This is a genomic window from Massilia putida, from assembly GCF_001941825.1.
In the GTDB taxonomy this organism is placed as follows: Bacteria; Pseudomonadota; Gammaproteobacteria; order Burkholderiales; family Burkholderiaceae_D; genus Telluria; species Telluria putida.
This window is the reverse complement of the sequence record NZ_CP019038.1, coordinates 105,914-119,809: the sequence shown is the minus strand read 5'-3', so window position 1 is coordinate 119,809 and position 13,896 is coordinate 105,914. Positions and strand designations below refer to the sequence as shown.

The following is a 13,896-nucleotide window of genomic DNA, read 5'->3' as shown; positions in this document are numbered from 1 at the left end:
GCTCTCGCCACTTGGGAAAAACTCGCCGACGGTCTTGGGCAAGTACCGTCGGAGCACCATGATGTTCAAGTTCTCAGGGGCTTTCTGGCAGCTGTCTGGGAGCGAGACAGACCCCTCGCACAAGACCTACTTGATGCCGCGCTCGAAACCCCAAGCTTGCTCCAGCTTTCGCCGTTATTACAAACAGCCGTAGAGATCGATGCGCGCGGCGTAGCCAGACTTGAGCGCGCACTGCACGCCCAAGTCCCGATCCTGGCGTTCCGATACCTTACGTTCGGCCGCGTCACGGATCATATGCCCCCCGGTCCCTTCAAAAAGCTGCTCTTGTTGATTGCCGGCCAGCCCGACGGGTTTGATGTTGCGCTGGAAATCCTAGACATGCGTTTCTACTCGGACCGTTCCGACAAGCGGGACCATGAGCCAGAGCTTGTTTTGGCAGGGCAAGAGCTGTTACGTCGTATCGACTTCCGGACCATCGATTCGAGCAAAACATACCATCTTGCGGAGGTTGCGAAGGCGTGCCTGACTGCAAGCGCCGCAGGCCCGATTGCAGCTGAAGTTGCCATTCAACTACGGCAGGCCATAGCGAACTACGAGGCTCACTCGTTCGAGAATCAGGAACTGCTTACAGCCCTATTACAAGTACAACCTGTTCCAGTATTAAATGCTCTATTCTCGGGTGACGAAGAAGACCGTCGGGTTGGTGTGCGGGTATTTGACGATTCGGGAGACCATCGAGCTAACCCGATGGATTCGATTCCCCCCGCTACACTCATCGCTTGGTGCAACTTAGACGCTGAGGTTCGCTACCCACTTGCGGCTGCGATCATAACGTTTGATCGGCCCGCGGAAGCAAATGTAGCGCACGCATGGTCCGAACAAGCTGTGGCACTACTTATGGGTGCTCCTAATCCCGAGGCAGTGCTCGCAACATTCATTGCACGGTTCCGGCCCATGAGTTGGAGCGGGTCGCGCGCCGCACTCATGGAGGCAAACGCTCGGCTATTGGACAGCATCGCGCCTTTGATCCCACCCCTTGGCCCGCTCGCAATGGCGGCCAAGGCCCAGTGCGCGCAAGAAGTGGCCAGAGAGCGAGAATTCGAAACCGCGCGCGATCGAATCAGCGATGAGCGTTTTGAGTAGTGATGTTCTACTGGTCTTGATGGCATCGCCGATCGCACGTACACCAAACGATAGCACTGCTCACCTGGTAGTGTCCCACTTCAGGCCGATTTCGAAATCGTATTGGTGGTAGGCGGCTGCGTCCTCAACCGCCAACGCCGCAACAAGAGGTACCACCGGCACCACGAACATTGAAAGCAGCAGCGCCGTGATCATCCGATGCACCATCGGCGCCGCGATCTCTGCATGATCTCCGACCCCGTCCCGGAAACCGCAATGGCTGGCAGAAGACCGGCGATGATCACGGCCATCGTCATCGCCTTCGGCCGCACACGCAGGACGGCACCCTCGCAGATCGCATTGACAGGTCGACCTCGCCGGATTCGCCGGCAGCGAACTGGGGTTCCCAAGCATGCTTTAGGTACAGCAGCATGATTACGCCAAACTCGCCCGAAAACCCGGCCAGCGCGATTAACCCATACGGTGTGGTAATTCTGCCGTGATTGTCACCTTCTGTGGTGGATGAGTAACGCATTGTTTGGGGGCGCCGCAGATAGGCCGGCAAGTCCTTCTACAGGGCCCTTCCCACTAATGCGGATCAACCCCTGTAAGGAATACATGACTTCGCTACCGGGATAGCGCCACCGTATCCAAAATCTTCGAGAAAATTTTTTATACTACTTATCATTGCCTTTTGATGAGCCGCAGGTCCCACCATGACTTTACGAACTGGCAGATTATCGAGCTCCATAGGTTCACCATTATCGTTTTTTAGTTTCGTGTCATATGTGCAAACGTAAGGCACAATGATGCCATTGGATGCTCTATAGCGCTTCCCATTGTAAAAATCAAATTTTCGAGACGCATCAACAAGCCGCACCTCCTGCTCCGAGCGAAACGACGAGTGTTTGAAGTTCACAAATAGCGACGATAGGCGAAATGCCAAGCTTCGAATATAGTCATCGATATAATCTTTGCATTCATTCGGATGCCGCGCCAAGTCAAACAAGAAACCCTGTCGATACGTCGATATAACAGAAAGCAAAATCCAGATCTTTACCTCGTCGTCGTAGACCACCTTCATAGTAAAGTATTGTGGAGGCAAACCGAAGTGTGGGTAATGAGTCGTTCTTGCAAGATCGAACTCAATAGAAATGCCTGTCCCATTTCTAGCATATGCTCGCCACTGCTCTAGCATGTCGGAGTTTGTTGAAAACGAACACACGTATGTATCGCGGAGCGGATCGATTGACAGTTTTCTAGCCACCCCATCGAGCACATCCGTAAAGAATGTGCATCTATTTTTCGCGATAAGCCTTTGCAGCAAACTTTGTGCAAGGTTCAGCCCGTTGTGCAACTCTTCTTCATCATTCAGATATCGAGCATCCGATAGCCAAAAGCCTTTATTGGACAAGATTCCAATAAAGCCAGCCAAATCGGTATAATGAGCTATGGCACCTCCGTTGTACATGAACAAATCGGGATACCTAGCAATATATCTAATGGAGGAGACTCGTTCCGCTCTGAGTAACCCGTATTCACATCCATCGAGAATCTCTCGTTTGACTTCGCCTATTTTTCTTCGATTTTTCATATTTTTTGGGAGAACACAAGCAATAGCCGTCGACAGAAGGCGATCAATAAATCAAAAAAGAGGACAATCTCACGTACGACCGTCTATCGGCTTCGCGCGACGTCTTTCACTTCAGGCGCCAAGCCTGGCACCGCCGGTACGTCACAAAATCGAACTGATCCCAAGTGTAACCTCGGTAGGGTGGACACGCGTCGGCTCACTACGAAAAAATCATAGTCAGCCAATGGTTTTTGACCCATCGCCTTCAGGCGGCCCGAAAAGCAATCTTCCGATCCACCAGACTGCCTCTCCAAAATTCGAAATTAGTTGCTCGCCCTGCTGCAGATACGACAAGCTTTCATCAACTCCTGCGAGTTTTATAGCATCACGGATTTTAGAACCTGTCGGATGTGCGTCACCTACTCGCATATCGTATGCACCAGCAATGACACTAAGCACTTGGCGTGCTCTATCAGCACCCACCTTCTGTGCCAAAATATCCTGTAGAAGTTTGTTCGAGCCTAGCTTTTCCTTTTCCGCATGAGCCGCAAGCTTACGAAGTACAGTGACATTAAGTCGATCCGAAAACACGCGCACGAGTTCTTTCGCCAGTCTCAACAATGAGGCCTGATCTGTACTTGCAAAACGAGACATATGCTGCATAACTGCTGCATCGTCAATGTCATGGGTATATAACGATACGCCGAATCTATCACGGAAGCCTTGCTCTAATTGGCGCATAGTTTGGAAGAGCAAAAACTCAACAGCATAAGTGCCGGCTGGTTCAGCTCTTACCTGTGCAGCTAATAATTCGCTAGAGACTTTTCCATCGGGGACAACATTATGTGCAGCCCAAATGTGCTGTTCCCAGCCGTCTAGACGCGCGATATCATAAGCATAGACGGTTACAAGGTCAGAACCGTTGACACCGAAAGGAGTTACGTAACCGGATGTTGAGTGTATAGCGCCGGTTTCTGCGGTATACCAATCTAATGAAAAACCACGATACTTAAGAAGCTCGTTGACTATGCTTGGGCGGAACCAAAGCCATCGGCCAATATCTTCATTATCTAAATCTACAGATGCAATTCGTGCCCCATCGGTCTCCACAATGAATTGAGGAAGATTCTTGTCGGCATCTCCTCGCACACGCACACTCAGCCCTTGGTGCTCGATCCATTCGTCTCGCCAAAACTCCCCTTCTACGCGCACGCCTTTGTAACCACCACGATATCCTTCGGAGCTCTCGGTCTCGACGTTATCATTGTTCTCTGGCCCCATTACCGGCGCGTCATCATCTTCATCGACGTCCGTTCGCCACATGCGAAACGAAGCCCAACTCCCCCCAAAAATAGTATCCAAAGTGCGAACTCGAAGCTCAAATCGCCCCCCGTCCCGCTGTTCCTGTAGGTCTACCAGATTCGAGTACGGACTGTTTTCCAAAGTAGCCACATTCTCTACTCGTTGACGGTAATAGGACAGTCGGAGCGACAGATTCCTTGCGGCCAAGTAATCCATCAGGAACTCTCGCTTAATTTCAATGCGACGATAATTCCCTTTTTCGTCAACAACTTCGCGTGCCACTACCGCGAAGTTTTCTTCTGGCCTGACCCACTCGCCCCCCTCCTTTATTAGATGCAGCGCGACAACTAGATCAGGATTTAAAATCCACAGCTTTCCGCCTACAACAGGCTGGGGGTGTTCAAAGACTAGATTGACTCCTATTGGTTCTTTATCGTGATATTGATACTGCTCGATAGATGAATAATAGCCGTCCTCGTAGGCATATGGTTGCGCACTGCGTCCAATCCCGATTTCACTCCAGCTAAGTCCTTCCGCAAAGCCGCGATGCTCCGGCGGAAAGGCAACAGATCCGCATGCGAATACTTCGCTGACATAACCCACAGCACGAACATTACCCTGCTCATCCGTGCTGCTTTCCCTCAAGGGCACCCAAGTTGAGTTTGAGAACGCTCGTCGAGTTTCTCTTTGTTGAAGGATCCAGTCTTGATTCATAGCTATGCTTTCGTCCTCGACGCTGACGTCAACCGTTTGTGAAGCAGTCGGAATGCCTCTGAATTTGTTACCGTACTCGTGACAGGAATTAACGACTTCGCTATTCGCGACCGATCTAGGCCCTAAAGCATGTCCCCGTTACCTGCATCTGACCTGTTCGCAGGAGTTACAAGATCCTTCAACGCCAAACTGGACGTGAGCGGCACAACTGTCGCATGCTCGACCGCTTTTCATAATATTTGTGCGATGAATATTTGCCACTATTTTAGCTGCAAAAATTTACTTCTTCCTAGCCCACCCAGATCCTGAAGCGATCCTCATTTCAGATCAGGCTGCGAAGCAGAGACAGAAAAGCAGAAGCATCGTATTAGAACGACGTGCGAGAAGAAGCCTTGTCGTGCATTACGGCATCCCAAGCGAGACGGGCTGGATCGCGTGGGTTACCGTTTGCAAGTGTAGGAAGAGACTGGGTCGTGCATCAGGACGAACGTTCACCGGTTATTGCTGAGTACCCACTGCAAACAGGACGGCATCATGAAGTGTAAACAGAGAGGGGGCAAAACGGCTCTAGGTTTACACTTTACTCGACATTTGACCAACAAGAGGTTTTAGAAGAGCTGCATCACAGAAGAGAATGGGGTCACTCACTGACCGTTTACACTCCTGCTTCCTATATAGAAGATCACGATTTGGCGCATGCGCGTGAAGACTCAAAAAGCGTTAGGGAAAACCAATTAGTATAGCAAAATCAGCGCTTTACCGAAGCCGCACCCAGATTCGCCAGCGCGTCGGCGCGTTCGTTGCCCGGGTGGCCGTTATGGCCGCGCACCCAGCGCCATTCGACGGCGTGCTGCTGCTGGGCGGCGTCCAGCGCTTTCCACAGGTCGTCGTTCTTGACGGGTTCCTTGGTCGACGTCTTCCAGCCGCGCGCCTTCCAGCCGTGGATCCATTCCGAAATCCCCTTCTGCACATATTGGCTGTCCGTGTGCAGCACGACCTGGCATGGGCGGTTGAGCGTGGTCAGTGCCTCGATCACGGCGCGGAGTTCCATCCGGTTGTTGGTCGTGTTCGGCTCGCCGCCGAAGATTTCCTTTTCGTGGCCGCCATCGGCCACGAGCAGCGCGCCCCAGCCGCCGGTGCCCGGATTTCCCTTGCAGGCACCGTCGGTAAAAATCTCAACTTTGGTCATGCTGCGTTTTCTTCCTTTGTGCGTATTACTTGTGATGTTCGTTGCGGTTCGTCGCCGGCACCGCCTGCGGCGCCTTGGCCGTCTTCTTGTTCCAGGCCGGGCCGATGATGTGCATGCCCTTCACCCGCTTGATCGCGTGCACCATGTACACGGCGCCGAGATAAGGCCACCAGCGGCGCCCCGCGCCTTCGACGAAGGCGAAGCGGTTGAGCCACTGCGCGGTCCGGAACGGCGGCGCGTAACAGCCGAAATGGCTGCGCGTGACGCCGAGATTCAACAATTTTAACCAGTCTTTCAAACGGGGCATAGAGATGAACTCGCCCGCGGCCGGCAGGTAGTCGCTGCTCGTGATGCGTCCCATGCCCTGGCGCACGCCCCACAGGCTCGCCGGGTTGAAGCCGCAGATGATCACCTGGCCTTCGGGGATCAGCACGCGCTCCACCTCGCGCAGCACCTGGTGCGGCTCGGCCGCGAACTCGAGCACGTGCGGCAGCACGACGAGGTCCAGGCTTTGCGACGCGAACGGCAGCTCGGCGAAGTCGAGCGCCACCGCGATCTGCTTGCTCTTCGCCGCGAAGGCCAGCTCGTCGGCCGTGGAGGTGCGCGTGGCCGCCTGCCATTTATTAGGCATGCGGTTCGCGGCCAGCGCGTCGATCTGGGGCACGCCGATCTGGATCGCGTTGAAGCCGAAGATATCGACCGTCAACTCGTCCAGGCATGCCTGCTCCCAGGCGCGCACGTACGCGCCCGCCGGCGATTGCAGCCAGCGGTCGAGCGCTATAATGGATTTTTCGGATGCCGCGCTGTCCATGCCCAACCTTTATTCAAACCCCAATGACTCCTGCGCCCACTGAACCGACCGTACTGACCGTGCCCGCGTTCAAGGATAATTACCTGTGGCTCATCCATGACGGCGTCCATGCGGCAGTGGTCGACCCGGGGGACGCCGAACCGATCCTCGCGGCCCTGCAGGCGAATGGTCTCACCCTGACCGCCATTCTACTCACCCATCACCATGCTGACCACATTGGCGGCGTGATGCCCCTGCTGGAACACAGCAACGTGCCCGTGTATGGACCGCGCAACGACGGCATCGTCACGGTCAACCATCCGCTGGGCGAAGGCGACCGCGTCCGGGTGCCGGGGCTGGCCCTCGAACTCGCCGTGCTGGACGTGCCCGGTCACACGAACGGCCACATCGCGTACGTGCGCGAAGACGACGGCGGCCACTGGCTGTTCTGCGGCGACACGCTGTTCGGCGGCGGCTGCGGCCGCCTGTTCGAAGGCACGCCCGCACAGATGGCGGCATCGCTCGCGAAACTGGCCGCCCTTCCCGACGATACGCTGGTCTATTGCGCCCACGAATATACGCTAGCGAACCTGCGCTTTGCCGAAGCACTGGAGCCGGGCAACCGGGCGCTGCATATGCGCATCGCCAACGACAGCCAACTGCGCGGCACGCACCTGCCGACGATTCCATCGACGATCGCCATCGAAAAAGCGACGAACCCCTTCCTGCGTACGCGCGAGCCGACGATCATCGAGAGCCTGGCGGCGGCCGGCCGCCTGCCGTCCGGTGCGGACCCGGTGGCCGTGTTCGCGGCGCTGCGCGAATGGAAGAACGTGTTCTGAACGTGAGGCGGGAAGAGGCGAGGCCCGGATCGATGCCTTGCCCTGGCGGTTGCAGGGCAACGGGATCGATGAAGACGGGTTGCGCGCTTCCCGGCGGATAGCCGGCGGCGCAACGGCAGTGGTAACGACGCAACCGCCGGTCGATGGCGGCTGCGTCGAGGTCCAACTTAGATTTCTTCGTACAGCGGCAGCGTCAGGAACTCGGCGAAGTCTTCCGAGGTCGACATCTGCTCGAAGATCTGGGCGGCGCGGTCATAGGTCGGGCTGTCGCCGTTCGGGGCGGCCGCTTTCGCGTTGGCCAGCTCTTCCGGAATCATCGCACGCACCATCTCGGCCGTAACCTTGCGGCCATCTTCCAGCACACCCTTCGGCGAACGGATCCACTGCCACACCTGCGAACGGCTGATCTCGGCGGTGGCGGCGTCTTCCATCAGGTTGTGGATCGGCACGCAGCCGTTGCCGGCCAGCCAGGCACCCAGGTAGTGGATACCGACGTTGATGTTGTAGCGCAGGCCCGCCTCCGTGATCGGGGTCTCCGGACGGAAGTCCAGCAGGTCCTTGGCCGTCACTTCGACGTCCGGACGCTGCTTGTCGATCTGGTTCGGACGGTCGCCCAGCACCTTCTTGAATTCCGTCATCGCCAGGTCGACGAGGCCCGGGTGCGCGACCCAGCCGCCGTCGTAGCCGTCGGTCGCGTCGCGCGCCTTGTCGCTGCGCACGCCGCCCATCGCGATTTCGTTCTTTTCCGGATCGTTCTTGATCGGAATCAGAGCCGACATGCCGCCGATCGCCGGGGCATTCCGCTTGTGACAGGTCTTCAGCAGCAGCAGCGCATAGGCGCGCATGAACGGCGCCGTCATCGTGACCTTCGGACGGTCGGCCAGGCAGAAGTCCTTGTCCAGCTTGAACTTCTTGATGCAGGAGAAGATGTAGTCCCAACGGCCGGCGTTCAGGCCCGCGCTGTGCTCGCGCAGTTCGTACAGGATCTCGTCCATCTCGAAGGCGGCGACGATCGTCTCGATCAGCACGGTCGCCTTGATGGTGCCCTGCGGCAGGCCCAGTTCGTTCTGCGTCATGACGAAGATGTCGTTCCACAGGCGCGCTTCCAGGTGCGATTCCATCTTCGGCAGATAGAAATACGGGCCGGCGCCACGGGCCAGCTGTTCCTTGGCGTTGTGGACCATGAACAAGGCGAAGTCGAAGATGCCGCCCGAGATGCGCTTGCCGTCGACGAGAACGTGCTTCTCGTCCAGGTGCCAGCCGCGCGGACGGACGACCAGGGTCGCGACCTTGTCGTTCAGCTTGTATTGCTTGCCGTTCTGTTCCAGCGAGATCGTTTTACGCACGGCGTCGCGCATATTGATCTGGCCGGTGATCTGGTTGTCCCAGTTCGGCGTATTCGAATCCTCGAAGTCGGTCATATAGCTGTCCGCACCGGAGTTCAGCGCGTTGATGACCATCTTGCGCTCGACCGGGCCCGTGATTTCCACGCGGCGGCATTCGAGCGCCTTCGGAATCGGCGCGATCTTCCAGTCGCCGTTGCGGATGTGGGCCGTCTCGGCCAGGAAGTCCGGGCGCTCGCCGGCGTCCAGGCGCTTGGCGCGCTCCACGCGGGCGGCCAGCAGTTGCTGACGGCGCGGTTCGAATTCGCGGCTCAGTTTCGCGACCAGCGCGAGTGCTTCCGGCGTCAGGATCTGTTCGTAGCCGGGTTTGATCTCGGCCCGGATTTCCATTCCGGCTGGGGTGGCGATGGTCATTGCGTTCTCCTGTTCTGGTATGAAATTCGGTTTGTGCCGCACGTCCTGGCACAAGCCGGCTTGGCGTTTGATATTGCTTCAAGTATATTCACTATTACTCGCCTAAACGAGACAAAAAATATATTCATTTGTGCGTTTTTGTCACAGATCAAAGCAAGCATCGAGGATTCTTTGGACCATTTTCGTCAGATATCGACCTTCGTCGAAGTGATCGCCCGCGGCAGCCTGTCGGCCGCGGCACGTGCCGAAGGCATCGCGCCGGCCATGATCGGCCGCCGCTTGGACGCGCTCGAAGCGCGCCTGGGCGTCAAGCTGTTACAGCGTACCACGCGCAAGCTGGCGTTGACGGACGAAGGGGCGGCGTTCCTCGATGATTGCCAGCGGATCCTGGCCGAGCTGGAAGAGGCGGAAGCGGCCGTGTCCGAACGGAGTGCGCGCGCGACGGGACACCTCGTCGTCTCCGCGCCGGCCGGCTTCGGCCGCCAGCACGTGGCGCCGCTGGTGCCCTCCTTCCTCGCCGAGCACCGCGAGGTGAGCGTCAACCTGAACCTCTCCGACCGCGTGGTCGACGTCATCGGCGAAGGCGTCGATATCGCGATCCGCATCGCCAGCCTGACGGACTCGAATCTGGTCGGCGTGAAACTGGCCGACAATCACCGGGTGGTCGTCGCCACGCCGGGCTATCTGAAACGTTATGGCACGCCGCAAACCCTCGACGACCTCGGCAAGCACAACTGCCTGGCGATCAGCAGCCAGGGCAGCCAGCGGGGCTGGACCTTCCGCGACCACGGCAAGATCGTCACAGTGAAAGTGGGCGGCAATATGGTATGCAACGACGGCGCCGTGCTGCACGACTGGGCGATGGCCGGACGCGGCCTGGCGTGGCGGTCGATGTGGGAAGTGAGTTCGGAAATCGAGGCGGGCCTGCTGGTGCCGGTATTGGAGCAGTACGCGGCGCCCGGCAGCGATATCTATGCCGTATTCGCGCAACGCCGCCACTTGCCGCTGCGCATCCGCGTATTCGTCGATTTCCTGCGCCACGCCTATTCTCAGCCGGAGTACTGGCGCCGGAATATGACGGGCTGATAACAGCCAGGCCGCAACGCCTTGCGGCTTGGCAAAAAAAATCCCCGGAGATTCCGAGGATTTTTTATCAGACATTCAGCGAATTACAGCGGCTGGATGTTCGATGCTTGTTTGCCTTTCGGACCAGAGGTCACGTCGAAAGAAACGCGCTGGTTCTCTTGCAGCGACTTGAAGCCTTGAGTTTGGATCGCCGAGAAGTGCGCGAACAGGTCTTCGCCGCCTTCGTCCGGGGTGATGAACCCGAAGCCTTTGGAGTCATTGAACCATTTTACGATGCCAGTTGCCATTACAATTTCCTATTTCAGTTGAAGTGGACCGAAGTCCGTTTACGATCGTTTGAAGAAGCAAGAAACAAATGACAGACTAACTGCACTGCTACCGCGAATCCAACGATCCCTAATTATACCGAATAAACCCGCATGTACACGGTTTTCGCAAAATAAAACCGGGATCCGTAACAATTCCTATCGCCAACCTTTACCGATCCCGTATGCGTCGGCACTACGCAAAATATAGGGCATGGAAGCAGATAAAGTTTGTCCTAAATCAAACGATTTCCTGACAGGTGCTTTGCTGTAAGGTTAAACGGCTGAGTCGTCGTTGGGATAAGCGGCTTTCGGGTCGATGGTGCCCCAGGCCACGAACACGTCCAGCTCGGCCAGCCACGCTTCCCATTCCTGCGGCGCGACGCCGTCGAACGTCATCAGCACGCGCAGGCGCTGTTCCAGCATGCGCGCCTGTTGACCGAGGATGCGGAAACCGAATGTGGCGGACGAGCCCGCCAACGTATGCAGAACGGCATGCATTTGCTCGATCAGCGCCAGCGGCGGATGCTGCGTGTCGAACTCGTTGCGCGCGGCCGACAGGCGGCCGAGCGTCTGCGGCAGGCTCGCCGCGAATTTATCGTTCAGTTCGCCGAGACGCGCGAAGAACTCGGCATCCGCGCTGTTGCTCATTTGGTGCCGAAGATGCGGTCGCCCGCATCGCCCAGTCCCGGCACGATGTAGGCGTGGTCATTCAAGTTGTCGTCGAGCGACGCGACGTACAGTTTCACGTCCGGATGGGCCTGGTGGAACACCTCGACGCCTTCCGGCGCCGCGACGAGGGCCAGGAACAGGATCTGGTCGTCCGGCACGCCGCGCTTTTTCAGCACGTCGACAGCGTACACGGCCGAGTTGCCCGTCGCCACCATCGGATCGCACAGGATGAACGTGCGGTCGGTCGTGTCCGGCAGGCGCACGAGGTATTCGACGGGCAGATGCGTGTCCGGGTCGCGGAACACGCCGATGTGGCCCACGCGCGCCGACGGCACCAGTTCCAGCAGGCCGTCGCTCATGCCGACGCCGGCACGCAGGATCGGCACGATGGCCAGTTTCTTGCCGGCGATGACGGGGGCGTCGATGGTCATCAGCGGCGTGTCGATGGTGCGCGTCGTCAGCGGCAGGTCGCGCGTGATCTCGTAACCCATCAACAGCGTGATTTCGCGCAGCAGTTCGCGGAACGTGCGCGTGGACGTGCCGCGGTCGCGCATGTGGGACAGCTTATGCTGGATCAGGGGATGGTTCAGGATGAACAGGTTCGGGAAGCGCGGGTCTTGTTTCATGAGCGGGAATCGATACGAAAGCCGTCGCTTGTGGCAACGGCGTGGTGTTTTGGTAAATGGCAAACATTATCCCAGCCGCGCGCCCGTTTGTCCCGTCCTTTGTCGAAGTTTTATGGCGACCTTCATTCAACGAGGGCCCGGTCCAGGATCGCCGCGCAATCGACGCCGTCCGGCAGCCGGCCGAACGCGCCGCCGACGTCCACCGCGATGCGCGACGCCACGAAGGCCTCGGCCACGAAAGGCGGCGCATGGCGCAGCAACAGGCCGGCCTGCACGGCCACGACGAGTCGTTCGGCGAGGCGGCGCGCGCCGAATTCGTCGGCCGCCAGGGTGCCCAGGTCATCCAGCAGACGTGCGCAACACGCGTCGAAACGGGCATCGCGGCCGGCTCCCAGCGCCAGCTCCGCGGCCAGGGCGTCGCGCGTTTCCGGTCCTTTGGCGAACGCGCGCAACACGTCCAGGCACATCACGTTGCCGGACCCTTCCCAGATCGAGTTGACGGGAAATTCGCGGTACAGGCGCGCCAGCGGGCCGTCCTCCACATATCCGTTGCCGCCCATGACTTCCATCGCCTCGGCGCCGAACGCGGGTCCGCGCTTGCACAGCCAGTACTTGCCGGCCGGCGTCAGGAGGCGGCCCAGCAGCGCCTCGCGCGGGTCGACGGCGCCGTCCGCACCGACGTCGAAGCAGCGTGCGAGCCGCAACGCGAACGCGGTGGCCGCTTCCGATTCCAGCGCCAGGTCGGCCAATACGTTTTGCATCAGGGGCTGCTCGGCCAGCCGGCGGCCGAACGCGCTGCGCGCGCGCGCGTGATGCAGCGCATGGCACAGGGCGGCGCGCATGATGCCGGCCGAACCCGTCACGCAATCGAGCCGGGTGTGGCTGCCCATCTCGAGGATCGTCGGGATGCCCCGCCCCTCCTTCCCGATCATCCAGCCGACCGCATCGCAGAACTCAACTTCGGACGAGGCGTTCGACTTGTTCCCCAGTTTGTTCTTCAGGCGCTGCACGCGGATCGCGTTGCGGGTCCCGTCCGGCAGGTAGCGGGGCACGAAGAAGCAGGAGAGTCCGGGCGACGCTTCGCCGGCGCTGCCGCCCTCGTCGGCCTGAGCCAGGACGAGGTGGGCGTCCGATTGCGGGGCCGAAAAGAACCACTTGTGGCCGACGAGGCTCCATGCCTCTTTCCAATCCGCGCCGAAACGGCTTTCGGCAACGGCCGGGCTCATGCGCGTGGCCCGTGTCGTGTTGGCGCGCACGTCCGTGCCGCCCTGCTTTTCCGTCATGCCCATGCCGATCAGGGCGCCCCGCTTTTGCTCGATGGGCAGCGAACGGGGATCGTAAGCGCGCGACAGAATCGTCGGCAGCCAGCGCGCCGCGATGCCCGCGTGCTGGCGCAGCGCCGGCACCGCCGCGTACGTCATCGTCACCGGGCATTGCGAACCGTTCTCGACCTGGCCGAACATGAGGTAGGCGGCCGCGCGCGCGACCTGGGCGCCGGGCCGGGGCGCTTCCCATGGCAGGGAATGCGCGCCGTTCTCGATCAGGAGACGCATCAATTCATGCCACGCCGGATGGAACTCGACCTCGTCCACGCGGTGGCCGCCCCGGTCGAAATTCACGAGGCGCGGCGGGAACTCGTTGGCCAGACGGCCCAGGTCGAGCACGCCGGCGCGGCCCAGTTCCGCGCCCAGCCGCTCCAGGCCGGCGTCCGCCCACTCGGCGCCCTCGCGGGTCACGCCTTCCCGCAGCGCGGCATCGCAGTGGAACAGGTTGACGTCGCCGAACGGCGGCGCCTGGTTGAAAACCTCGTGGGTATCGAAACGGTTCATGGCGCCTCCTCCGGCGTGGTCCGCACGCTCAGCTGTTGCAGTTGAGCATCATATTTTTGGAGTAAAAGTTTCCTATTTGCACTATATCG

At 58.9% G+C, this 13,896-nt stretch carries 12 protein-coding genes and 1 pseudogene; 3 read left to right on the top strand and 10 right to left on the bottom strand.

Annotated features, from left to right (window positions below; translation table 11 throughout):
* Positions 1-156 precede the first annotated feature (156 nt).
* On the top strand, positions 157-1,143 hold the full coding sequence (locus BVG12_RS02950; protein ID WP_075791118.1) for a hypothetical protein: 987 nt from the start codon (positions 157-159) through the stop codon (positions 1,141-1,143).
* Positions 1,144-1,223: 80 nt separating this feature from the next.
* Here BVG12_RS02950 and BVG12_RS33780 read toward each other — a convergent pair.
* From BVG12_RS33780 to BVG12_RS02930, 5 genes and pseudogenes are all read right to left on the bottom strand, one after another.
* A pseudogene (locus BVG12_RS33780) lies at positions 1,224-1,603 on the bottom strand (efflux RND transporter permease subunit); the annotation flags it as partial.
* 117 nt (positions 1,604-1,720) lie between these two features.
* A complete protein-coding gene (locus BVG12_RS33350) occupies positions 1,721-2,593 on the bottom strand; it encodes a DUF2971 domain-containing protein (protein ID WP_169926783.1) in 873 nt (290 codons plus the stop codon).
* A 339-nt stretch (positions 2,594-2,932) separates the two neighbouring features.
* Positions 2,933-4,711 carry a hypothetical protein gene (locus tag BVG12_RS02940; RefSeq protein ID WP_075791116.1) on the bottom strand — a complete coding sequence of 593 codons (1,779 nt, stop codon included), beginning with the start codon at positions 4,709-4,711 and terminating at the stop codon, positions 2,933-2,935.
* Between the two features lie 748 nt (positions 4,712-5,459).
* Positions 5,460-5,900, bottom strand: a complete 441-nt coding sequence (gene rnhA / locus BVG12_RS02935; RefSeq protein WP_075791115.1) for a ribonuclease HI — start codon at positions 5,898-5,900, stop codon at positions 5,460-5,462.
* A 25-nt stretch (positions 5,901-5,925) separates the two neighbouring features.
* Positions 5,926-6,711: a class I SAM-dependent methyltransferase gene (locus BVG12_RS02930; protein ID WP_075791114.1), complete on the bottom strand. Its 786-nt coding sequence runs from the start codon at positions 6,709-6,711 to the stop codon at positions 5,926-5,928.
* A 23-nt stretch (positions 6,712-6,734) separates the two neighbouring features.
* On the opposite strand from BVG12_RS02930, the gene gloB reads away from it, so the two are divergent.
* Positions 6,735-7,532, top strand: coding sequence for a hydroxyacylglutathione hydrolase (gene gloB, locus BVG12_RS02925; protein ID WP_075791113.1), 798 nt, complete (start codon positions 6,735-6,737; stop codon positions 7,530-7,532).
* Between the two features lie 167 nt (positions 7,533-7,699).
* Here gloB and aceB read toward each other — a convergent pair whose 3' ends face one another.
* Entirely contained in the window at positions 7,700-9,289 is a 1,590-nt protein-coding gene (aceB, locus tag BVG12_RS02920) for a malate synthase A (RefSeq protein ID WP_075791112.1), read from the bottom strand.
* A gap of 171 nt (positions 9,290-9,460) precedes the next feature.
* On the opposite strand from aceB, the gene BVG12_RS02915 reads away from it, so the two are divergent.
* A complete protein-coding gene (locus BVG12_RS02915; protein ID WP_075791111.1) occupies positions 9,461-10,375 on the top strand; it encodes a LysR family transcriptional regulator in 915 nt (304 codons plus the stop codon).
* An 83-nt stretch (positions 10,376-10,458) separates the two neighbouring features.
* Here the strand turns inward: BVG12_RS02915 and BVG12_RS02910 are convergent, their stop codons facing one another.
* The 4 genes from BVG12_RS02910 to BVG12_RS02895 form a co-directional block, all read right to left on the bottom strand.
* Positions 10,459-10,662, bottom strand: a complete 204-nt coding sequence (locus BVG12_RS02910; protein WP_036231758.1) for a cold-shock protein — start codon at positions 10,660-10,662, stop codon at positions 10,459-10,461.
* A gap of 294 nt (positions 10,663-10,956) precedes the next feature.
* Positions 10,957-11,331: an Hpt domain-containing protein gene (locus BVG12_RS02905; protein ID WP_075791110.1), complete on the bottom strand. Its 375-nt coding sequence runs from the start codon at positions 11,329-11,331 to the stop codon at positions 10,957-10,959.
* Positions 11,328-11,978, bottom strand: a complete 651-nt coding sequence (gene upp / locus BVG12_RS02900) for a uracil phosphoribosyltransferase (protein ID WP_075791109.1) — start codon at positions 11,976-11,978, stop codon at positions 11,328-11,330. Before upp ends, BVG12_RS02905 begins: the two co-directional genes overlap by 4 nt.
* 122 nt (positions 11,979-12,100) lie before the next feature.
* Positions 12,101-13,807 carry an isovaleryl-CoA dehydrogenase gene (locus BVG12_RS02895; protein ID WP_075791108.1) on the bottom strand — a complete coding sequence of 569 codons (1,707 nt, stop codon included), beginning with the start codon at positions 13,805-13,807 and terminating at the stop codon, positions 12,101-12,103.
* Positions 13,808-13,896 lie beyond the last annotated feature (89 nt).